Origin of the sequence: Gordonia amicalis (genome assembly GCF_022059885.1) — a bacterium.
Taxonomy (GTDB): Bacteria; Actinomycetota; Actinomycetes; order Mycobacteriales; family Mycobacteriaceae; genus Gordonia; species Gordonia amicalis.
On sequence record NZ_CP091855.1, the window covers coordinates 5,012,720 to 5,033,324 of the forward strand.

Sequence of the window (20,605 nt, forward strand, 5' to 3'; positions counted from 1 at the left end):
TCTAGGTTGCGGTCTCCGGGGAACGCTCACCCATCCGCGACTCCCGCCACGGATCGAGCGGGTTGCCCTACGATCGAAGTATGACTGATCTCGACCTGGCCACCACTCGCCGCGACATCGCCGACGCCTTGCTGACCGCGCTGGAACGCCGCCACGAGGTTCTCGACGCCATCGTCGACGCGGAGAATCACGATGAAGCCGTCACGGCGATCGTCGAGCTGCTCGGCAAGTCGCAGCTGGGCGCCAAGGCGATCCTGGACATGAAACTCGACCAGCTGACCAAGGACGAGCGCCGCAAGAACCAAGCCGAGCTCGACGACCTCAACAACGCCCTCACCTTCACACTCGCCGAGCGTCCGGCCAGCAGCGGGGACACCCTCGACCTGCGCCCGTTCGACGCCGAGGCCGATGCCGAACTGTTCGCGGCCCGCACCGACGAACTCGGCACCGCCGGCGACGGTTCCGGGGCACCGGCCGGTGACGTCGCCGCCGAGATCAGCGCCGCCGCCGACCGCGTCGACGCCGAAGAGGCCGTGTGGCTCGTCGCCGTCGAGGGAGAATCCAAGGTGGGCTTCGTCTTCGGCGAACTGAAGGACGGCGAGGTGGACCTGCGGATCTGGATCCACCCGCAGTACCGCAAGTCCGGCTACGGCACGGCTGCCCTGCGCAAGTCGCGCTCGGAGATGGCCGCATATTTCCCCGGAGTGCCGATGGTCGTGCGGGCGCCCGGCGCATAATCCAGCATTTCTCGCTGGACCCACTGCCAGGCTGTTGGTGGGTCCATCATTCTCGGTGGATTACGCTGCGGGTCGAGCGCGAAGGCCTGTGGCGCTGCACATGAACGCTCACGCGCCGAGCGCGAGCCTGACGGCAAGTACGACCAACACGAGCACATACGCCATCGACCCGAAAACGATGCCGGCGCCTATCTGACGACGCTTACCACCGTTGAACATCAAGAACCCACCGACAACGGCCACCAGAAGGTACAGCACGAAGCTGGCCGCCAACACCACGATCCAGGTCAACGGGGCCAGCGCCAATGTGCCGATTGCAGCGAACGGTGTCATTGGCCCGAAGAACCGATGGTCCTGGACTTCGCTCGTAATCGGGTTCACGTCGCGCTTTCGAAAATCAGTCGGGCGAGCCCCGCGGAAACCGCGGCTGTAGCAACCACGGACGCCCAGCCGCGCGTGTTTCTGAATATCGCCAGAACGCATGCTCCCACGATGATTGCGACCGGAATCGCCTTGGCGCCCTGGTAAATGGGCAAGCGCTCAGCAAAATACGAGGCAAAGAAACACAAAATCATGAGCAGGAGAGCCACGCACGTCCTCGTCGCGTAACTCCGTTGACTGGTACTGTCGCCGGGCTCGACTGTCGCAGCCTGCTCGCTGGTCATTGTGCTGCGTTGCGTGAGTTGATATCGGGCGTGCTCATGACGAGGCTCAGCGAATTTCCCTGATCATGCTCGGTGAAATTCCCTACCTGTGAGCGGTGTTTACTGTAGCGGTTGGCGGGTTCCGGTGGTGGCTTTGCGGAGCTTTTCCGTTCGTGCGTTGTGGTCTCGTAAGCGGTAGGAATCGCCATCGAGGTTGAGTACGACCGAGCGGTGTAGGAGGCGGTCGAGCATTGCTGCGGCGACGGTGTTGTCGCCGAGTACTTCGCCCCACGATCCCACGCCACGGTTGGTTGTCATTACGATTGATGTCTTCATATATCGTTGTGAGACAACCTGAAACAAAGCTGATGCCGCTTCGCCGGGCAGCGGAAGATACCCGAGTTCGTCGATCACGAGCAGTGTCGGCCCGGCATAGAATCGCATCGTGGTGGCCCATCTGCCTTCGAGGGCGGCTCGGTGGCAGCGGGCCGCGAGGTCGGCTGCGGTGGTGAAGTACGTCCGGTATCCGGCGTGCGCCGCGGCGCGGGCGAGTCCGACCGACAGATGTGTTTTTCCGACTCCTGGAGGGCCGATGAGCAGCACGTTCGTCGCTGTTTCGAGGTATCTGCAGGTTGCTAGTTCCTCGATCAGCTTGCGGTCGATGCCTGCGGCGGCGTCGTAGTCGAAGTCCTGCAGTGATGCTGGTGTGGGCAGGCACGCGAACCGCAGGCGACCCAGTAGCCGGCGTGCTTCAGTGGCCTCGACTTCTATGGAAAGGAGCCGGTCCAGTGTTGCGGTCATCGATAGTTCTTCGGCGGCTGCTTGGTTCAGGACCGAGGGCAGCGCTTCGGCGGCGTCGTGAAGTTTGAGGACCGCGAGATGCCCGCGCAGGCGTTGGTAGAGGCTGGCGGCTTCGGCGGTGTTCGGTGCCGGCAACCGGTCGGCGCCGGTCGGTGTGTCGTGGGTGGTCATGACAGGGTGTTCCTTCCGTGGGCGGCACGTTCGTAGACCGAAAGGTCGTATATCACTGCGTCTGATTCTTCGGATTGGGTTGCACTAGTGACTGTTTCGGTAATCATGGAGTCGTGCTGATCGGCTTTGCTAGCTGTTGCCTGAAGCTGCTGTGCGGCAGCGATGGAGTCCGGGCCGGGTGGGATGCGTTCTTTGCGGCGGTGGGGTCGTCCGGTGTTCGCGCTGGCCATGGCTGCTTGTTCGAGGGCGTAGATGTGGCCGTGATCGCGGACCATCGCCCCGGTCCCGTCGGCCGCCAGCTGGTGGCGGGCGATGGTGATTCCCGAGGCGGTGACGACGTCGATGACCTCGGTGCCCAGGACCTGGGTGACGGTGACCTGTGCGCAGGCGAGCTCGGGTGGAACCGAGTAGCGGTTGCCGCGGTAGGCGACCAATGCTTGTCGTGAGACGGTGCGCTCGGTGGCCAGAATCGCGGGATACGCGGTGGCTGGCAGGGGGTGCAGCCCTTCGGCGGTCGCGATCGTCGCTACGGAGGCTTTGCCGTCTTTGGTTGCCCGTAAGCGGGTATCGCCGCGGGTGCGGCAAAACTGATCGAGACTCGCTTGAGCTTGTTCAACGGTCACATCGTCGGGCAATGTGCGCCACCAGCGTTGGGCGGCAGTGTGATTGGACTTCTCCACTGCCCCTTTGCGGTTGCCGCGGCGCGGTGGGCAGATCGCGACCGAGACTCCATAGTATTTGGCGACGCCGGCGAAGCTCGCAGTGATGCGTCCCGATTCTGGATGGCAGACCGTGGCCATCCGGTCGAATCGCCAGACTCGGCTGATTCCGCCCAGTCCTCGGCTGATCCGATCGAGTCCATCGACGACATGCGGTTGTGTCATCGCTGGGGCCAGTACGCCGCGCCACTTGCCTGAACAGGCGAGGGTGCCGACGAACAAGTGGGCTGTCGAACCCCAGCCCCAGGTGGCCGGTGGATCGGGAAGATCCACCCAATCCCATTGTGTCTCTTCACCAGGTGGGTGTTCGATGACAGCGTTGGGACGTTCGGTGGCGGTCAGGCAGGCCTGGCAGATCGGTCGCAGCGCCAGCTCGCGGATCTTGCGGGAAAGTGTCTGATACGACATCGCGTAGCCGAGGTCTTCGAGTTCGTCGCATAACGTCCGCACCCACAGATGCGGGTCGTCGAGCAGGCGGGCGGTGACGTAGGCGACGAACCTGTCGAACGGGTCCGGGGCGCTACGTTTACGCACGCCAGGGGCGGTGGTGCCGTTCAGGTAGGACCGGATTGTTTTGGGGTCTCGGCCGGTGTGACGGGCGATCGCCGCGATCGTCCAGCCTCGTTCTTTCAGGGCGCGAATTTCCACGTCTTCCTCTCGTGTAAGCATGAGGAGCGGGTCTCCTTTGGATAGCTGGTGCGTGGTCAGAGACCACCAGCATCCGGGGAGACCCGCCCTCGTTGGCGATGCCACACGGGTAGGGAATTTCGGTGAGCGAAACTAGGGAATTTCGATGAGCGCCGTCACTCATGCGGCTCCTTTGACGGTAGGCGGACTGTCTGCCGATCCGAAGTCCGTTATCCCCTCGATGCCGGGCGGATGAGGACCATACACTTGCTCGGGGTTGTTCTCTCTCGGAAATCCTTGCAAGTCCCATTGATAGTCCCCGTACTCATGGCGGAACGGGAGATGCACGAGCGGCCCTAACCCGATGTGGTCGCCGGAGTCGTCTTGATGCAAGATCCTGGTCTTGCCGTCAGGTAGGTACTGGTAGGTCTCCATCGACGGGAAGTCGGTCGCAACCCCCGAGACCAGGGCACCGTCAACGCCAGGGGTCACGATCGTCTGTCCGCGCACCCTCCACCCCGCGTCACCAGCCGGCCCAGGAGCAAGTGGATCCGCGGCGTCGTAGTTGATCAACACAGTGCCGTCTGGCAGCTGAGCAGCAGACATCTTGGGCGTGCCGGTCCTGACTTGCCCCACCGTATCGGCCGACGGATTCTGCCGCGCAATCACTATGCCGTTCTCGTAGTCGATGAAGTACGAGACCCGGGTGTTCTCGGGGGCGAAGTTCGGGTCAAATTCGCGGCCGTCTCCATAGTGCCGCGATGCTCCCCCGAGTACCTTGCCGTTGGGGATGAACAGACCAGTGGCGACAACACCCTGTCCGGGTACGGGGTCAATCTTGATGACGCTGATGACCGGCGGGACCCCTTGGTTCTTGGGGTTATAACTGTGTGTCATTTGCCACTGCTATGGGACCGCCTGGATTGCCACGAGGATGGGACCACCTTGGCGCGTTATTGAGGATGCTCTGCGGGGTTGGGTCGGTCAAGTCCGGGTCGGTGTCGTTGGCGGTAGGAGGGGCCTTCGATGACGAGGGTGTGCGCGCGTGAGGTGAGTCGGTCGATGGCCGATTGGGCCAGTAGCGCGTCGGCGGTCATGGTGAGCCATTCGGCGGGTTCTCGGTTGGATGTGACGATGGTGGTCTTGGTCTGCTGGTGGCGTTCGACGATGAGTTCGTAGAAGTCGTTGGTTTCGGTCGCGTCGAGCGCTCTGAGTGCGAAGTCGTCGATGATCAGGATGTCGACGGCGGTGATGCGGCGGAGTTCGGCGTCGACGCTGTTGTCGAGGCGGGCGGCTTTGAGTCGGTGGAACAGTTTGTCCGCTCGCGCGAACAGCACTGTTTTGCGTCGGCCGATGGCCATGTGGCCCAACGCGTTTGCTAGGTGTGTTTTGCCGACTCCGACGGGGCCGAGCAGGATCGCGGAGTGGCCGGCGTCGATGAACCGCAGGGTGGTGAGGTCCTCGAGCAGGGGGCGGTCGTAGAGTAGATCGTCTGCCGCGCGCCAGTTGTCGATCCGCATGCTGGGGTCGAGACCTGCCTTGGCTGATCGTCGGGCGGCGGAGCTGGATTCACGCCGTGAGACTTCATCGGCGAGCAATTGTTGCAGGAACGTCAGGTGCGAGGTTTTGTGTTGGCGGGCCAGGGCTGCGCGTTGGGGCAGGGTGTCGGCGAGGGCTCCGAGTTTGAGGGTTTTGAGCAGGCCGAGCATGTCGGCGCCGACAGGTTCGGGCACACTGTTGGTGGTTCGGGTCATCGGTTCACTCCTGAATGGTGTTGTCGGGGTTAGGAACAAGTGTCAACTGTGTTCTGTTGGTTGCGTATTCGGAGGGGTCGCGGGCAAAGCGAGACGATTCCGACCCGGCGGCCACGGGCATGTCCGGGGTGGTGTTCTCGGTGGCCTGCTCAAGCATCGAGGCGATCTTGGGCACGGCGATGACATCGAACTCCAGGGCGGTGGCACAGGCAGCATCGACAGGTCCGGGCCCGTAGGTGCGCACCAGGCCGAGCAGGGTGTACACCGCCCGCACCCGAGACCACGGGCGCGGGTCGTCGACGATACGGGCCGCGTAGAGCCCGATATGGGGGCCGTGATGCTCGCAGGTGGCCTGCAGCTTGCTGATGTTGCGCAGCGCGTAGGCGGCCTTGTCTGCGGGGTAGTCGTTGGGGTCGGTGCTCTGCCCACCGGCGGGCTGGCGCGGGTGTTGCTTGACCAACTCGCCGCGGTGATAGAACTTCACCGCTTCGCTGTCCAGGCGAACGTCCAGTGTCGAGCCGATCCAGGTTTCGGGCAGTGAGTACAGTGCTTTGCCGACCGAGGCGTGAAAGTCTCTGTGCACCTTGACAGTTTTGAAGATCGGTACGTCGTAGTCGGCCGGTATCGGTAACAGGTGGGCGCGCTCGTCTGTGTCGAACAGCACCGCTGGCGCGGCGGCGGTGGTGCCGTGAATCCGCAGCCCCGCGGTGCTCTGGCACCACGCCACCGCGGCGGCCTGGGCATCGGGCAGGCTCGAGAATCGCTCACCGGCCCAAAAGTTGTTCTGCACGTAGTGGATGGTGCGTTCTACCCGCGGCTTGTCGGTTGGTGTGGCGACTCGGGCGGTGTCGGTGACGAACCCGGCATGCTGGCCGTAGTCCAACCAGCCCCGAGACAACCTCGGATTGAGGGTGTCTGCTTGGGTGACAATAGGTTTCATGTTGTCCGGAATGATCACAGCGAACACGCCGCCGAAGAACTCCCACGCCGCTGAACAGCCCTCGAGGATCGTTGACAGGGTTTGGGTGTGTGAGAGCCACACGAACGTGTGCCGCGAGTACACGGCGGTGAACACCAGCGCGAACACTTTGCGGCGCTTACCTGTTGCCGCATCATCGAGCATCCCGAGGTAGCCGAAGTCGATCTGGCACTCCACCCCGGGATCCCCATCGGCCACCCGCACCGTGGTCGTGGTGCGGCGATACCCACAGCACTCGGTCGCGAACCGCACCAGCGTCCGATACGGGACCACACACCCCTGACGGGCCAGCAGGATGTGAATCTTCGTCACCGTCAACGGTTCTGGATTCTCCGGCGTTCCTCCCCTCACCCACTGCGTGATCTGTTCGCTGAACGGCACCAACGCTTCCCACGCCTGGCCATGACCATTCGGCCGCGCCGGACGCACCCCGGCCACCACCGCACCGAGCAACTCATCGGTCAGTGCCGACGCACCGACATCGCGCGTCAACCCCGCCGCCTGCGCCGCCGCGATGTAGCGTCGCACCGTCTTCCTATCGACACCCGCACGCGCGGCGATCGTGCGCAGACCCGGCGCCGGTAACCCCACCGCAAGGCCCAACCACAACCGCAGGACTTCTCTGATCTCTTCCACTGCAACCTCCCGGTAGCCCATGCCGTCGGCCCCTTCCGTGAACATCGTCACGGCCGAGTCAACGGACAAAATGAAGGACCACCAGCGCGACGCGCCGGTGGTCCCATAACTGGCAATCCAGGTGGTCCCATCCCTATGGCAAACAATCAGCCCAGGTGGTCCCTTCACGGTGGCAAATGACAACTGTGGAGGTCCAACGCTGCTGCCATTCGCCAGTCATTGAGGGTGTCGGGCTCCCGTCCATAGACTTTGCGGAAAGCCTCGATCTGATTGGCAACCAAACCGCTGTTGACAACGAGAGATTCCGGGGCCATGGCGTAGAGCTCGCCGACCGCAGCGCTGATCGCGCTACCGGCAGAGGTGACAGCCTGGTCTGCGGCATCTCCCAAGCCCTTCAATCGTCCCTGGATCTCGGCAGCCGTGGTGGCGTCGAACTCCGCGCCGTCGGGCGCCTTCTCCGGAACAAAATTCAGCATGTAGTCACGGCTCGCCGTGTCGAGGACATACCCGAGGTCCGCGGCGGCATCGGTAGCGTTTCTCAGTCCGGTCCTGGCGCTGGCGATGTCGCCTGCGTCGGTATTCAAGGTCTGCGCCAGATCGCCGTACTCATCGGCCATGCTCTGAAGCCAGCACGTGATGGACACGGCACGGTCGTCGGCAGGTCCACGTGCGTCTCCGGTCCACTCGCCGCGCATCAGATTCAGGACCGGGTTCCCGGCTTTCGGGGCTTCAAGGTCGAGGTTCGCCTTGAGTGCAAACAACCCATTCGCGATCGGGGTCAGTGCCTCCGGCTTCCACGACGCGATCTCGTCGTAGCTAGGCGTCATCTCAGCGAGATGCCTTCGCTGTGACGTCCTCAAGGATGGGAGCCGGGACAAGATGATCGGTGAGCGCCCCGACGCGTGTCGGATATCCGATAGAGTCCTCGATCCGCTTGGCACTGTCATCGTCAGCCTCAACGGTGATGTTCCGGCAGTTCATCACCAACGCGGCGAATGAGGAGACGGCGTCTGAGGTGTTCGACAACGCGGTCGCGATCTACTTGTCCGTTTTCGACGCGATACGCGACATATCGTGCGTCGCACCGCGGAACGCATTCACGAGAGAGCTGAAGGACTCTGTGGCGTAGCCGTCTTCCCCGCCTGGACCGAGCGTCAGCTCGCCGATCCGAGATGCACTCTGCTCGATCGCCTGAGCGGCCGAAATCAACGATTCAGGCTTTACGACCAGATCCGACATGTTTCTCCCCCGAGATGGCTACGCAGAACACAGTACTGCGCCTGCCACAATCTGCGCGCAGTCGCCCGGCGAAGTACCTGCTCAACCGATGCTAGGCACATATCGGCGAGCCGTCTCGTCGGCATCCACAGGTCCTCGCACCCACTACCCAACAGGCAACGCATCGCACTCGACGACCCGTCCCGAAAGTAGTAGACGCGTCGGTCACTGCTGGGCGTGCGGGGCCAAGTAAGGACGCGGTAGTCCGAACCGCGCGACGATCGCGCGAATCCGGTTCTCCTCGTCGACGACGAAGGTCTCCGACACCGGAGCACCGAGTCGCAGGGTCCGGGGTCGGACATGCACCACATACCGCGTGGTGACGCTGTGACCGTCGACCGTCGCGGTGAAGTCCGAGACGCGGTGGATCAACCGGAACTGCGGACCCCGCGCGAGGCTTCGTGCGATGTGGGGGCCGTTGCGGCCGGTCCGCAGACCGAATTCCACGCGGGTGCAGTCGGGATGCAGCGACACCGCCGACGGGTCGTGGCTGACCAGGGCGTCGACATATGCGCGGGCCGCCGCGACCCGCTGCTGGTCTCTGTCCGCCGAGGTCACCGCGCGCCGTAGACCGGCATGGGGACCGGCGCCTTCGCCAGGATCTCCTCCACCACCGGACCGAGTTCGGCAACCTCCCAGCGAGACCCCTTGTCCCGCTCGACGCTTCGCTGCCAGCCGTCGGTCACCGAGATCTTGCCGCCCTCGACCTCGAAGACCCGACCGCTCACCGACGCCGACTCGGGCGAGCCGAGCCACACCACGAGCGGTGAGATGTTCGCCGGATCCATCGCGTCGAACGATCCGTCCGCGGGGGCGGCCATCTGCGCGGCCATCTCGTCACCGGCACCCATCGTCATCTGGGTCCGGGCCGCGGGCGCGATCGCGTTGACCGTGACGCCGTAGCCGCCCAGTTCGGCGGCCGCCTGGACGGTGAGCGCCGCGATACCCGCCTTGGCCGCGACATAGTTGCCCTGGCCGATCGAACCGTACAGTCCGGCACCGGAACTCGTGTTGATGATCCGCGCCTGCGGCGTACGACCCGCCTTGGCCTCGGCCCGCCAGTGGGCCGCGGCATGACGCAAGCCGACGAAGTGACCCTTGAGGTGCACGCGAATGACGGCATCCCACTCGTCCTCCGACAGCGACACCAGCATGCGGTCGCGGACGAATCCCGCGTTGTTGACGAGCACGTCGAGCCGGTCGAAGGCGTCGAGGGCGGTGGCGACCATGGCCTCGCCACTCTTCCAGTCGGCCACGTCGCCCACCGAGACGACGGCTTCGCCGCCGGCCGCGACGATCTCGTCCACGACCCCGGCAGCGAGATCCTCCGCATAGTCGTTGACCACGACCTTCGCCCCGTCGGCGGCGAACGCGAGCGCGTGGGCTCGTCCGATGCCCTGTCCGGCACCGGTCACGATGACGACGCGGCCCTCATTCAACTTGCTACTCAAGGTGTTTCCTTTCTGAACTGCGAAGACTGTGCTTGTGCGGTGGGTCAGACGGCGTTGCCGGCGGTCGCGGCGTCGAGGAAGGCCGGCTTCTCGCCCCCGCCGTGCACGGTGAGCGTCGAGCCGCTGATGTATCCCGCCAGCGGTGACAGCAGGAAGGCAACGGCGTTGCCGACGTCGACGGGGGTTGCCATCCGGCCCAGCGGGATGGTGGCGCCCACGGCAGCGACTCCGGCGTCGTCCCCGTAGTGGAGATGCGACTGCTCGGTCTCCACGGGTCCGGCGACGACCGAGTTGACCCTCACCTTCGGGGCCCATTCGACGGCGAGCGAAGTCATCAGGTTGTCGAGGCCCGCCTTGGCGGCTCCATACGCCGACGTCCCGGGCGACGGCCGGTGTCCGCTCACGCTCGACACGTTGACGATCGCCCCACCGTCCGGCTGCGTCTGCATGACCGCGTTCGCCGCCTTCGCCACCGCCAGCGGGGCCAGGAGGTTGAGGTCGACGATCTTGCTCGCGAACCGGACCGATGCGTCGGCGGCCAGCGCGAAGGGCGACCCACCGGCGTTGTTGACCACCCCGTCGATGCGTCCGGCGCGGTCGACGATGTCGTCGATCATCGCCTCGACGGCCGCGGCGTCGCGGACGTCGCACGAGACGAAGTCGATCTCGCGAAGGTCGTCGGCGAGACTGTCCGCACTCCGGCCGCAGATGACCGGCCGGGCACCGAGGGTCGACAACACCCGCGTGATACCCGCACCGACTCCGCGTGCACCACCGGTGACCAGGACAACCTTCCCGACCAGGCCCAGCTCGGCCTGTGACTGCGTCTGCATGGGTGCTACCCTACCAAACAACCAAGCACTTGCTTGGTTCAATGCTTGCGCAGCCCACGAGGTTGCCAACGCAGCCACGAGAGGAGCACGCGTGCCGATCACCACGACACGTACCGAGTCCGGCATCGTGACCATCACGGTCGACTACCCGCCGGTCAACGCGCTGCCATCGGCAGCGTGGTTCGAACTCGCCGACGCCATCACGGCGGCCGGCAACGATCCGGCCACACACGTCGTGGTGTTACGCGCCGAAGGACGAGGCTTCAACGCCGGCGTCGACATCAAGGAGATGCAGGCCACCGAGGGCTTCGACGCCCTGATCGGCGCCAACCGGGGATGCGCGGCCGCCTTCGGCGCGGTCTACGACTGCGCGGTGCCGGTGGTCGTCGCGGTCAACGGCTTCTGCGTGGGCGGCGGAATCGGTCTGGTCGGCAACGCCGATGTCATCGTCGCCTCCGACGACGCGGTCTTCGGGCTTCCCGAGGTCGACCGCGGCGCCCTCGGTGCGGCAACACATCTCGCGCGCCTGGTGCCGCAGCACATGATGCGCACCCTCTACTTCACCGCGAAGAACGTCACCGCCCAGCAACTCGAGCACTTCGGTTCGGTGTACCGGGTCGTCCCCCGCGAGGACCTGCTCGACGCCGCACTCGAGGTCGCCGAGGCCATCGCGGCCAAGGACACCCGGGTGATCCGCGCGGCCAAAGAGGCCATCAACAACATCGATCCGGTGGACGTGAAGGCCAGTTACCGCCTGGAACAGGGCTACACCTTCGAGCTGAACCTGGCCGGCGTCGCCGACGAGCACCGCGACGCCTTCGTCTCGACCGGTAAACCGCTCGCCTCGAACGCTTCTCACAACGGAGGACACGCCTGAGATGCCGACCGACAAGACAAGCACTCTCGACGACGTCGTCGCGGAGCTCCGCGACGGGATGACCATCGGGATCGGCGGCTGGGGTTCGCGCCGCAAGCCGATGGCGCTCGTGCGCGCGATCGCCCGCTCGGACGTCAAGGACCTCACCGTCGTGACCTACGGCGGCCCCGACCTCGGGTTGCTCTGCGCCGCAGGCAAGGTGCGTCGCGCATACTACGGCTTCGTGTCGCTCGACTCCGCCCCGTTCTACGACCCGTGGTTCGCGAAGGCGCGCACCAACGGCGAGATCGAGGTGCGCGAGATGGACGAGGGCATGGTCAAGTGCGGCCTGGAGGCCGCGGCCGCACGGCTGCCGTTCCTCCCGATCCGCGCCGGACTCGGTTCCGACGTCCTGAACTTCTGGGAGGGCGAACTGAAAACCGTCGAATCCCCGTATCCGGACGCCGACGGACGGACCCAGACGCTGGTCGCGATGCCGGCGCTCAAGCTCGACGCCGCTTTCGTCCACCTGGATCTGGCCGACGCCCACGGCAACGCCGCCTACACCGGCGTGGACCCGTACTTCGACGACCTCTACTGCGCGGCCGCCGAGCGCCGCTACCTGGAGACCGATCAGCTCGTCTCGAACGAGGTACTGGTGAAAACCGTTCCGCATCAGCGACTCCTGCTGAACCGGATGAACGTCGACCGCGTGGTGCACGCCCCCAACGGCGCGCACTTCACCTTTGCCGGCGAGTACGGGCGGGACGAGAAGTTCCAGCAGTTCTACGTCGCCAGCGCCAAGGAACCCGACACCTGGGAAGCGTTCTCGCGCCGATTCCTTCAGGTCGACGAGGCGACCTACCAGCGAGAGGTGACCGCATGGCAGGCCGAGCAGGAGGAGAACGCACAGTGAGCACCGCAGAGACACAGGCAACGAATATCCCGCCGGCTGAGCCTTCCTCCCCGCTGGCTGAGCCTGTCGAAGTCACGCGCGCCGAGTACTGCGTCATCTCATGCGCCGGCATCTTCGCCGGTGCCGGCGAGATCATGGCGTCGCCGATGGCGCCCGTCCCCCTGCTGGGCGCTCGCCTGGCACGCCTCACCACCGAACCCGACCTGCTGATCACCGACGGCGAGGCGCTGATCCTCGCCGACACACCGCCGATCGGCAAGACCGGCCCCATCGAGGGCTGGATGCCGTTCCGCAAGGTGTTCGACGTCGTGGCGTCGGGCCGTCGTCATGTGGTCATGGGCGCCAACCAGATCGATCGTCACGGGAACCAGAACCTGTCGGCGTTCGGCCCGCTGCAGCACCCGACGCGGCAGATGTTCGGTGTCCGCGGCGCACCCGGCAACACCATCAACCACCCGACGAGCTACTGGGTGCCGCGTCACACGGCACGCGTCTTCGGGGAGACCGTCGACATCGTGTCCGGCATCGGATACGACAAGGTCGACCCGGACAACCCGGCATACGACGACCTGAACATCCATCGAGTCGTCACCAACCTCGGTGTCTTCGACTTCGGCGGGGCGGGTCACACGATGCGGGCACTGTCGCTGCATCCGGGGGTCACCGCCGACGAGGTCGCGGAGAACACCGGCTTCGAGATCGAGGGTCTCGCCGACGCTCCGGAGACCCGGCAGCCCACCGCCGAGGAACTCGGCCTGATCCGAGACGTCCTCGATCCCAAGGGTGTTCGCAACAAGGAAGTCCGATGAGTCCGGCGCGGGCGGCCGGCCTGTCCACGTCGTTCACCGAGCTGGTCGGGGTCGAGTACCCGATCGTGCAGACGGGAATGGGCTGGGTTTCCGGGCCGTCGCTGACCTCGGCGACGTCGAATGCCGGCGGTCTCGGCATCCTGGCGTCGGCGACGATGACCTTCGCCGAACTCGAGGCCGCGATCGCCAAGACGAAGTCGTTGACCACCAAGCCGTTCGGCGTGAACATGCGCGCCGACGCCACCGACGCCCCGGAACGGATCGATCTGCTGATCCGCGAGGGCGTCAAGGTCGCGTCGTTCGCGCTCGCGCCGAAGCCCGAGCTGATCGCGAAGCTCAAGGACCACGGCATCGTCGTGATCCCGTCGATCGGCGCAGCGAAACACGCGGTGAAGGTCGCCTCCTGGGGCGCCGATGCGGTCATCGTTCAGGGTGGCGAGGGCGGCGGTCACACCGGTCCGGTCGCCACCACCCTGCTGCTGCCGTCCGTCCTGGATGCGCTGTCCGCGAAGAACATCGACATGCCGGTGGTCGCTGCGGGTGGCTTCTTCGACGGTCGCGGACTCGCCGCGGCGCTCGCCTACGGCGCCCAGGGCGTCGCGATGGGAACCCGGTTCCTGCTGACCTCCGACAGCGCGGTCCCCGACTCGGTCAAGCAGGAGTACCTGCAGCGCGGCCTCAACGACACCGTCGTGTCGGTGAAGGTCGACGGCATGCCCCACCGCGTGCTGCGTACCCCGCTCGTCGAGGCACTGGAAAGCGGCAGTCCGGTGCGGGCGCTGTTCGCCGCGGCCCGAAATGCCAACGAGTTCAAACAGATGACCGGCATGCGCTGGACCACCATGCTCAAAGACGGTCGCACGATGAAGAAGTCGGGTGAGCGGACCTGGCAGCAGGTCATCATGGCCGGCAACACCCCGATGCTGCTGAAGGCCGGACTCGTCGAGGGTGACACCCGCGCCGGTGTTCTCGCGTCGGGACAGGTCGTCGGCATGATCGATGACCTGCCGAGCTGCGACGAGCTGATCCAGTCGATCATGCACCAGGCCCACGAACGGCTGAAGACGCTCGGTTCGCTGGGCTGACCCTTCGAGACGCTCGCAAGCTCGCTCCTCAGGGAGCAGATGGGGGACCCCGCCGCTCCTCGCATCTCAGGCAGCAGAGGTTGTCACGACGATGGCGTGAGCGTCCAGCCCGCGGCTGCGGTGCGCTGGTTCCAGAACTCGGTGTAACGGCCACCGCGGCTGAGCAGTTCGTCATGCGTACCGATGTCGTCGACGCCGCCCCGGTCGTCGAGGACGACGATCTGGTCGGCGGCGATCACGGTCGACAACTTGTGCGCGATGACGAGCACGGTGCTGCGGTCGGCGAGGCGACGGATGGATTCGGCGACGTGCGATTCGTTCTCCGGGTCGAGAGCGGAGGTCGCCTCGTCGAAGAGCACGATCGGGGCGTCCTTGAGGAGCGCGCGAGCGATCGAAACACGTTGCCGCTCACCCCCGGAGAGCGCAGATCCGCCTTCGCCGACGACGGTGTCCCACCCGTCGGACAGACGCTCGACGATGGACGTGACACCGGCGGTCTCGGCGGCCGCGCGGATCTCGGCGTCGGAGGCATCGGGGCGGCCGAGTTTGATGTTCTCCCACAGTGTGTCGTCGAACAGATAGACGTCCTGGAAGACCTGCGACAGCTGGCCCATCAGCGCGCCGGTCTCCTGGTCGCGGACGTCGACACCGCCGACCTTCACCGAACCGCCGTCGACATCGTAGAACCGGGCGATCAGACGGAAGATCGTCGACTTGCCCGAGCCCGACGGGCCGACGAGCGCGGTCATCGTGCCGGGCTGCGCGCGCAACGACACATCTCGGAGCACCGGGGTGCCGTTCTCGTAACCGAAAGCGACCTGCGACAGTTCGACCGAACCCGGCTCGGTGATCGGTTGCGGCTGGTCGGGGGCGGGCATCCGGTCGGTGTCGAGGACACCGGTGATGCGGTTGATCTCGTCGGTCGACATGCGCAGCGTCGAACCGAGTTCGGCGAGTTCGCCGATCGGGCCGAAGAAGCGGGCCGCGAGACCGAACACCGCGACGAGCAGGGCCGGTTCGATGTGACCGGACACCGCGAGCCAGGCGCCGAGCGCGAGGACCGCGCTGAACACGACCTGGACCGAGAGCCCGTTGAGCAGGATGCCGAGGATGGAGCGCCAGAGCATCGACTTGCCCACCCGCGCCTGCTGTCCGAGCGCATCGGCCAGCGGTGCGTGTGCGGAGTCGGCCGCGCCGAAGGCACGCAACACGGCCTGGCATCGCGCGTACTCCAGTACACGGTTGTTGACCTTCACGGCCTCGGCCCGCTTGCGGCGCTCGGCCTTCGCCAGGAACCGGCTGGACAGCTTGCCGACGTACATGAGGACCAGCGTCCCGGCGACCATCAGCAGGCCGATCCGCCAGTCGAAGACGCAGATTCCCAACACGACGACCACCGAGCTGACCGTGTTCACGACGACCGGCGTGATGTAGTGCGCGCCGGTGCTGCCCACGAACATCGTTCCCTTGACGGCGATCTGCGAGACGTCGCCGATGCGTTCGCGGGTGAACCAGCCGAGTGGCAGCGTGACCATGTGGTCGCCGAGCCGGTGATGCAGCATGCGCATCGCGTACAGGGCCATCGTCATGCCCTTGAGCGACTGGATGTAAGCGCTCACGGCACAGATCAGCACCAGGACGGCCAACGGCCACAACCACTTCGCCGCGCCGGAGAGGTCGCCGGTCAGCAGGTTCTCGGTGATCGGGACGAGTGTGAGCATCGCGAGGCCCTGGGCGACGCCGTACAGGACGACCCAGCTCAGGAAGACGACCATGCGGGCACGCTCGGAACCCAGAATCGTGTAGAAACCGCGGATCATCGTGCCACCTCGCCACTCTCGACCGCGCCGAGCGCGATCTTCTCGTCCTGCCGGGTGGTGCCGGCCTCGTAGCTCGCCCACATCGACGCGTACAGACCACCGTTGGCGACCAGCTCGTCCTGACGTCCCTGTTCGACGACCCGGCCGCGATCGAGCACGACGATGTTGTCGGCGTGGGTGATCGAGCCCAGCCGGTGCGCGATGACGAGGACCGTCCGGCCGACCATCAGTGCGCCGATGGCCTGCTGGATCTGGGCTTCCGATTCCGGGTCGGCGAAGGCGGTCGCCTCGTCGAGCACCAGGATCGGGGTGTCCGCGAGCAGGGCGCGGGCGATCGAGACCCGTTGCGCCTCACCACCGGAGAAGTGTGCGCCGTCGCCGACGACGGTGTCGTATCCGTCGGGCAGTTCCAGGATGCGCTCGTGGATCCGGGCCGCACGCGCGGCGTCGTGGACCTGCTCCTCGGAGGCGCCGGGCCGGCCGAGACGGATGTTGTCCCGCACCGACATCGTCAGCAGCTGCACGTCCTGCAGCACGAATCCGACGTGTCGATAGAGCTCGGTCGGGGCGATGTCGCGGACGTCGACCCCGCCGATGCGCACCGACCCGGAATCGGGATCGCCGAATCGCGGCAACAGTGTCGCCAGGGTCGACTTACCGCTTCCCGACGGTCCGACCAGCGCGGTCACGGTGCCCTCGGCGAGTTCGACGCTGACGCCGTCGAGTGCCTTGACCCCGGCGGGCACACCCAGTCGCGGCGGATAGGTGAAGTGCACGTTCTCGATTCGCACGTCGTGTCCGGCGGGGACCTGCGGGTTCTCGGGGACCGTCAGCTCGGGTTCGGCGAGCAGATCCGCGATGCGCAGCGCCGCGGCCGACGCCTGTTGGCGGGTGTGGACCGCGGTGGACACCGTCAGGAGCGCCGTCGGCAGCACCATCGCGATCAGCGTCGAACCGACGAGTTCGATCGGCGACACCCAGCCCTGGTCGACGAACCAGTAGCCGACGCCGAGGTTGACCAGCAGGATCAGCGGGGCGGAGATCAGGACCGTGGTGATGGCCTGGACGCGGAGCATCGGGCCCATGTACCCGGCGAAGTCGTCGTTGAACTCGTCGGCGGCATCGATGAAGCGGCGGTGGGCTTTTCCGGTCTGCCCGAACGTCTTGACCACGGCGACACCGGCGATGAACTCGACGATGGTCGCGCTGATGCGGGCGACACCTTTGTCCATCTTCTCCATCTCGGCGGTCAGGTCACGCGCCATGTAGGAGTAGGTCAGGGCGTACAGCGGCACGGTGGCGATGGCCAGCAGACCGAGGCGCCAGTCGAGGACGAAGCAGTAGATCAGCGCGAAGATCGGCGACAGCACCGCGGCAGTCGCCTCCACCTGCGCGTGGGCGACCAGATAGTGCAGGTCGGCGACGTCGTTCTGCACCGACTTGCGCACCGCACCCGAACTGGTACGACTGAACCAGCCGAGCGGGAGCCGACCGAGCTTGTCGGCGATGCGGATTCGGAGTTGTGCCTGGAGGTCGAGGTCGGCGAAGTGGGTGATCGCCAGCGCCAGGAAGGCGAACAGGGCGCGCGCCGCGAGACCGCCCACGACGAGCCACACCACCAGCCAGACCCGGCCGGTGTCGGTCGGGCCCGGTGCCAGAAGTGTGCGCCCGAGCTCGACGATGCCGATGAACGGCACCACGGTCGCGGCCGAGGCGAAGATCTGGACGAATTGCGCGAGAACGGTCCGCGTCTTCACCGGTGCCAGCACGTCGGCGAGAGCCGCCGACTTGGCCTTGGCCTCCGCCCGAGCCCTGTTCCGGGCAGCCTTCGGGTCGTCGGGCGTCTCCTCCGGGACCCGGGTCGGTGCAGGTGCGGCCACTTCGGTTCCGCCAGTTGTCATAGGCGCACCTTAGCGGCCGCCGACGAGTTAAGGAAAGGTACCCTAACTCTCGCCGCTCTCAGCGGGGCAGGATGCCGTCGAGGACGATCGACAGGTATTGATCGGCGATCGACTCCACCGTCATCGGGCCGCCCGGCCGGTACCAGCGCACGGCCACCCACACGGTGTCGCGCATGAAGCGGTACACCAGTTCGACATCGAGATCCGGACGGAATTCACCGTCGTCGACGCCCCGCTGCAGCACCGCATGCCACAGTTGGCGGAACTCGACGTTCAGCTCCGAGATGTAGCCGAACCGCTCCTGCCCCGACAGCCGCTTGGCCTCGTCCTGGTAGATCGCGACCGCATTGCGTTCGGCGTCGATCGACTCGAAGGAGGCCACGACGAGCCCGCGGAGCGTCTCGGTCGCCGAGAGTCCCGCCGAGGCGATCTGGCGGTACCGGGCGAACAGGTCGTCGAGGAACCGGCGCAGGATCTCGTCGACCATCGACTCCTTGGAGTCGAAATGATGGTAGAGACTGCCCGACAGGATTCCCGCGGCATCGGCGATGTCGCGCACCGTCGTCGAACGCAGGCCGTTCTCGGCGAACATCCGCCCGGCGGTGGCGAGCAACTCGTCACGGCGCGACGAACGGACGACGGTATCGGCGCCGGCTTTTGCGTCGGTCCCGCCTTTGTCATCGGTCTTGGTCTGACCACGTGGTGACACGCATCCTCCTGGAGTCTGCCCATCACCCTAGCAAGCGCTTGGCCGGGTACGTTATCCGACGAACCCGGCCAAGCGTCCTACGCGCAGATCATGCGCACCCGTGTCAGGCGCCGAGGCGCTTGCGCACCTTTTTCATGGCGCGAGTGTTGAAGAACTTGAACAGCTTGAGCTGCTGATCGGTCATCTTCGTGTCCTTGGCCACGAACGGCGGCGACATCATCTCGGCCACCGTCAGCGGCAGCGTCGAGAACGCGACCGCGCGGGCGTGGCTGAAGGTCTCGAAGCCGGTCCGGCCGTGGTAGCCGCCCATGCCGGAGCGACCGACGCCACCGAACGGCAGCTCGCCGCTGAACAGGTGGATGGCGAAATCGTTGCCGTTGATCGAGCCGCTGCGGGTGTTGTCGGCCAGCTTCTCGAAGCGGTCGTTGCGATCGCCGCACCAGTACATGGTCAGCGGGTGCGGATGCGACGAGATGTGGCTGATGACCTCGGACAGCTCGCGGTACGGGTAGACGGTCAGTACCGGACCGAAGACCTCGTCCTCCTCGATCTTCATGCCGGCCTTGACGCCGGTCAGGAGCGTCGGCGGGATCTTGCGACGCTCGGCGTTCGGCAGCGGCTCACCGCCGGGGATGACCTGGCGCTTGGTGGCGCCGAGCGCGACGGCGTCGTCGATGAGGCCCACGATGCGGTCGAAGTTCTTCTGGTTGATCGTCGCGGTGTACTGGTCGTTGTCGTAGATCGTCGGGAAGTGCTCGGTCCAGCGCGCGACCACCTTGTCGGTGAACTCGCCGAGCTTGGCCTCCGGGACGAAGACGTAGTCGGGGCACAGGCACACCTGGCCGCCGTTGACCAGGCGGGCGTCGGCGAGCATGTTGGCGGCCTTGTCGATGTCGGCGTCGAGGTCGACGACGGCCGGGTTCTTGCCGCCCAGCTCCAGGGTGACCGGGATCAGGTTCTTGGCGGCCTCCTGGGCCACCGAGGCGCCGACCTCGGGCGAGCCGGTGAAGAACATGTGATCGACCTTGAGCTTCGCGAAGTCCGAGCCCGACCCGTGCTTCGAGGTGACGATGGCCAGCTCTTCGATGGAGAAGTAGTCGGGTGCGTACTTGGCGAGAACGTCCGTGGTCTTCGCGGTGATCGACGACGGGCGCATCAGTACGCGGTTACCCGCGGCGAACGCCGAGCCGGCCGGAACGATCGTCAGCTGCAGCGGGAAGTTCCAGGGGCCCATGATGCCGACGACGCCGAGCGGGTCGTGGCGCACGCTCTGCTTGTAGCCCAGGAGCCCCTGGACCTTGGCGTACTTGGTCTCACCCATCCACTCCTTGACGCCACGACGCTGGTGCGTGAGGTCGATCATGCAGCCCGCGACGTCGGCGGCCAGCGACAGCTCGCGCGGACGTGAGCCGTAGTCCTCGGTCAGCGCGGCAGCGATCTCGTCGGAGTGGTCGAGCAGCAGCGCGACCAGTCGGGTGATGCGGTCGATGCGGGTGTCGGCGTCGGGGATGCCGTCACGCAGAAACGCGGCTCGCTGGATCTCGACCAACTCGGTCAGTGTGTGCTCTTCCGAGGAGACGCCACGCTTCGCGGTCGTCGCCCCGGTGCTGGTGTGCTCAGCAGGCTTGGTCATCGAGATCCCCTCAGGTAGTTCGTGCTGCAGGTCGGACGTGCGGCGTTTGGAACAAAAGAGTCCGCTTGTCCCACACCATAGTATGCGCCAGACCACACCAGGATGTGGGTACGTCCGTTGTCAGAATGGTACGACCGGCACGCCGCAAGGTCGAGACCTCGCCCGGGGGATCTTCGGGGAGGTCTCGACCTTGCGGGTGGTCAGCTCAGGCGCTCGATGATCGTGACGTTGGCGGTCCCGCCGCCC

The 20,605-nt window shown here is 65.8% G+C and carries 20 protein-coding genes; 5 read left to right on the plus strand and 15 right to left on the minus strand.

From position 1 onward, the window contains the following. The first annotated feature begins 80 nt into the window (after positions 1-80). Positions 81-737 (plus strand): GNAT family N-acetyltransferase, encoded by a 657-nt coding sequence (locus IHQ52_RS22925; RefSeq protein ID WP_006437015.1) that lies wholly within the window; start codon positions 81-83, stop codon positions 735-737. Positions 738-845: 108 nt separating this feature from the next. Here IHQ52_RS22925 and IHQ52_RS22930 read toward each other — a convergent pair whose 3' ends face one another. From IHQ52_RS22930 to IHQ52_RS22980, 11 genes are all read right to left on the minus strand, one after another. After that, on the minus strand, positions 846-1,220 hold the full coding sequence (locus IHQ52_RS22930; RefSeq protein ID WP_157228314.1) for a hypothetical protein: 375 nt from the start codon (positions 1,218-1,220) through the stop codon (positions 846-848). 281 nt (positions 1,221-1,501) lie between these two features. Beyond that, entirely contained in the window at positions 1,502-2,353 is an 852-nt protein-coding gene (gene istB / locus IHQ52_RS22935; protein WP_006438910.1) for an IS21-like element helper ATPase IstB, read from the minus strand. After that, on the minus strand, positions 2,350-3,741 hold the full coding sequence (locus IHQ52_RS22940) for a Mu transposase domain-containing protein (RefSeq protein ID WP_238064307.1): 1,392 nt from the start codon (positions 3,739-3,741) through the stop codon (positions 2,350-2,352). Before IHQ52_RS22940 ends, istB begins: the two co-directional genes overlap by 4 nt. Positions 3,742-3,879: 138 nt before the next feature. After that, positions 3,880-4,596 carry a hypothetical protein gene (locus IHQ52_RS22945; protein ID WP_182155432.1) on the minus strand — a complete coding sequence of 239 codons (717 nt, stop codon included), beginning with the start codon at positions 4,594-4,596 and terminating at the stop codon, positions 3,880-3,882. 56 nt (positions 4,597-4,652) lie between these two features. Further along, positions 4,653-5,453, minus strand: coding sequence for an ATP-binding protein (locus IHQ52_RS22950; protein WP_006438890.1), 801 nt, complete (start codon positions 5,451-5,453; stop codon positions 4,653-4,655). 4 nt (positions 5,454-5,457) lie between these two features. Then, complete coding sequence (gene istA / locus IHQ52_RS22955) at positions 5,458-7,113, minus strand: IS21 family transposase (protein WP_238063992.1); 1,656 nt, start codon at positions 7,111-7,113, stop codon at positions 5,458-5,460. 119 nt (positions 7,114-7,232) lie between these two features. Continuing rightward, positions 7,233-7,895, minus strand: a complete 663-nt coding sequence (locus IHQ52_RS22960; protein ID WP_168432465.1) for a hypothetical protein — start codon at positions 7,893-7,895, stop codon at positions 7,233-7,235. 211 nt (positions 7,896-8,106) lie between these two features. After that, a complete protein-coding gene (locus IHQ52_RS22965) occupies positions 8,107-8,307 on the minus strand; it encodes a hypothetical protein (RefSeq protein ID WP_232513021.1) in 201 nt (66 codons plus the stop codon). A 204-nt stretch (positions 8,308-8,511) separates the two neighbouring features. Then, a complete protein-coding gene (locus IHQ52_RS22970; protein ID WP_006437735.1) occupies positions 8,512-8,904 on the minus strand; it encodes a DUF8021 domain-containing protein in 393 nt (130 codons plus the stop codon). Next, complete coding sequence (locus tag IHQ52_RS22975) at positions 8,901-9,797, minus strand: SDR family oxidoreductase (RefSeq protein ID WP_006437736.1); 897 nt, start codon at positions 9,795-9,797, stop codon at positions 8,901-8,903. The genes IHQ52_RS22970 and IHQ52_RS22975 overlap by 4 nt, the downstream gene beginning before the upstream one ends. A 44-nt stretch (positions 9,798-9,841) precedes the next feature. Then, positions 9,842-10,630, minus strand: a complete 789-nt coding sequence (locus IHQ52_RS22980) for an SDR family oxidoreductase (RefSeq protein WP_006437737.1) — start codon at positions 10,628-10,630, stop codon at positions 9,842-9,844. A 91-nt stretch (positions 10,631-10,721) separates the two neighbouring features. On the opposite strand from IHQ52_RS22980, the gene echA20 reads away from it, so the two are divergent. Genes echA20 through IHQ52_RS23000 form a run of 4 tightly spaced genes read left to right on the plus strand, consistent with a single transcriptional unit; the run spans position 10,722 to position 14,296 of the window. After that, positions 10,722-11,507: a (7aS)-7a-methyl-1,5-dioxo-2,3,5,6,7,7a-hexahydro-1H-indene-carboxyl-CoA hydrolase gene (echA20, locus tag IHQ52_RS22985; RefSeq protein WP_006437738.1), complete on the plus strand. Its 786-nt coding sequence runs from the start codon at positions 10,722-10,724 to the stop codon at positions 11,505-11,507. Between the two features lies 1 nt (position 11,508). Then, entirely contained in the window at positions 11,509-12,402 is an 894-nt protein-coding gene (locus IHQ52_RS22990; RefSeq protein WP_006437739.1) for a CoA transferase subunit A, read from the plus strand. After that, entirely contained in the window at positions 12,399-13,211 is an 813-nt protein-coding gene (locus IHQ52_RS22995) for a CoA-transferase subunit beta (protein WP_006437740.1), read from the plus strand. The genes IHQ52_RS22990 and IHQ52_RS22995 overlap by 4 nt, the downstream gene beginning before the upstream one ends. Beyond that, entirely contained in the window at positions 13,208-14,296 is a 1,089-nt protein-coding gene (locus tag IHQ52_RS23000; protein WP_006437741.1) for an NAD(P)H-dependent flavin oxidoreductase, read from the plus strand. The genes IHQ52_RS22995 and IHQ52_RS23000 overlap by 4 nt, the downstream gene beginning before the upstream one ends. 83 nt (positions 14,297-14,379) lie before the next feature. On the opposite strand, the gene IHQ52_RS23005 is transcribed toward IHQ52_RS23000, so the two are convergent. The 4 genes from IHQ52_RS23005 to IHQ52_RS23020 form a co-directional block, all read right to left on the minus strand. Further along, positions 14,380-16,116, minus strand: a complete 1,737-nt coding sequence (locus IHQ52_RS23005) for an ABC transporter ATP-binding protein (protein WP_006437742.1) — start codon at positions 16,114-16,116, stop codon at positions 14,380-14,382. Next, positions 16,113-18,017: an ABC transporter ATP-binding protein gene (locus IHQ52_RS23010; protein WP_006437743.1), complete on the minus strand. Its 1,905-nt coding sequence runs from the start codon at positions 18,015-18,017 to the stop codon at positions 16,113-16,115. Before IHQ52_RS23010 ends, IHQ52_RS23005 begins: the two co-directional genes overlap by 4 nt. A gap of 58 nt (positions 18,018-18,075) precedes the next feature. Then, positions 18,076-18,726, minus strand: a complete 651-nt coding sequence (locus IHQ52_RS23015; RefSeq protein ID WP_006437744.1) for a TetR/AcrR family transcriptional regulator — start codon at positions 18,724-18,726, stop codon at positions 18,076-18,078. Between the two features lie 103 nt (positions 18,727-18,829). Next, entirely contained in the window at positions 18,830-20,359 is a 1,530-nt protein-coding gene (locus tag IHQ52_RS23020; RefSeq protein WP_006437745.1) for an aldehyde dehydrogenase family protein, read from the minus strand. Positions 20,360-20,605 lie beyond the last annotated feature (246 nt).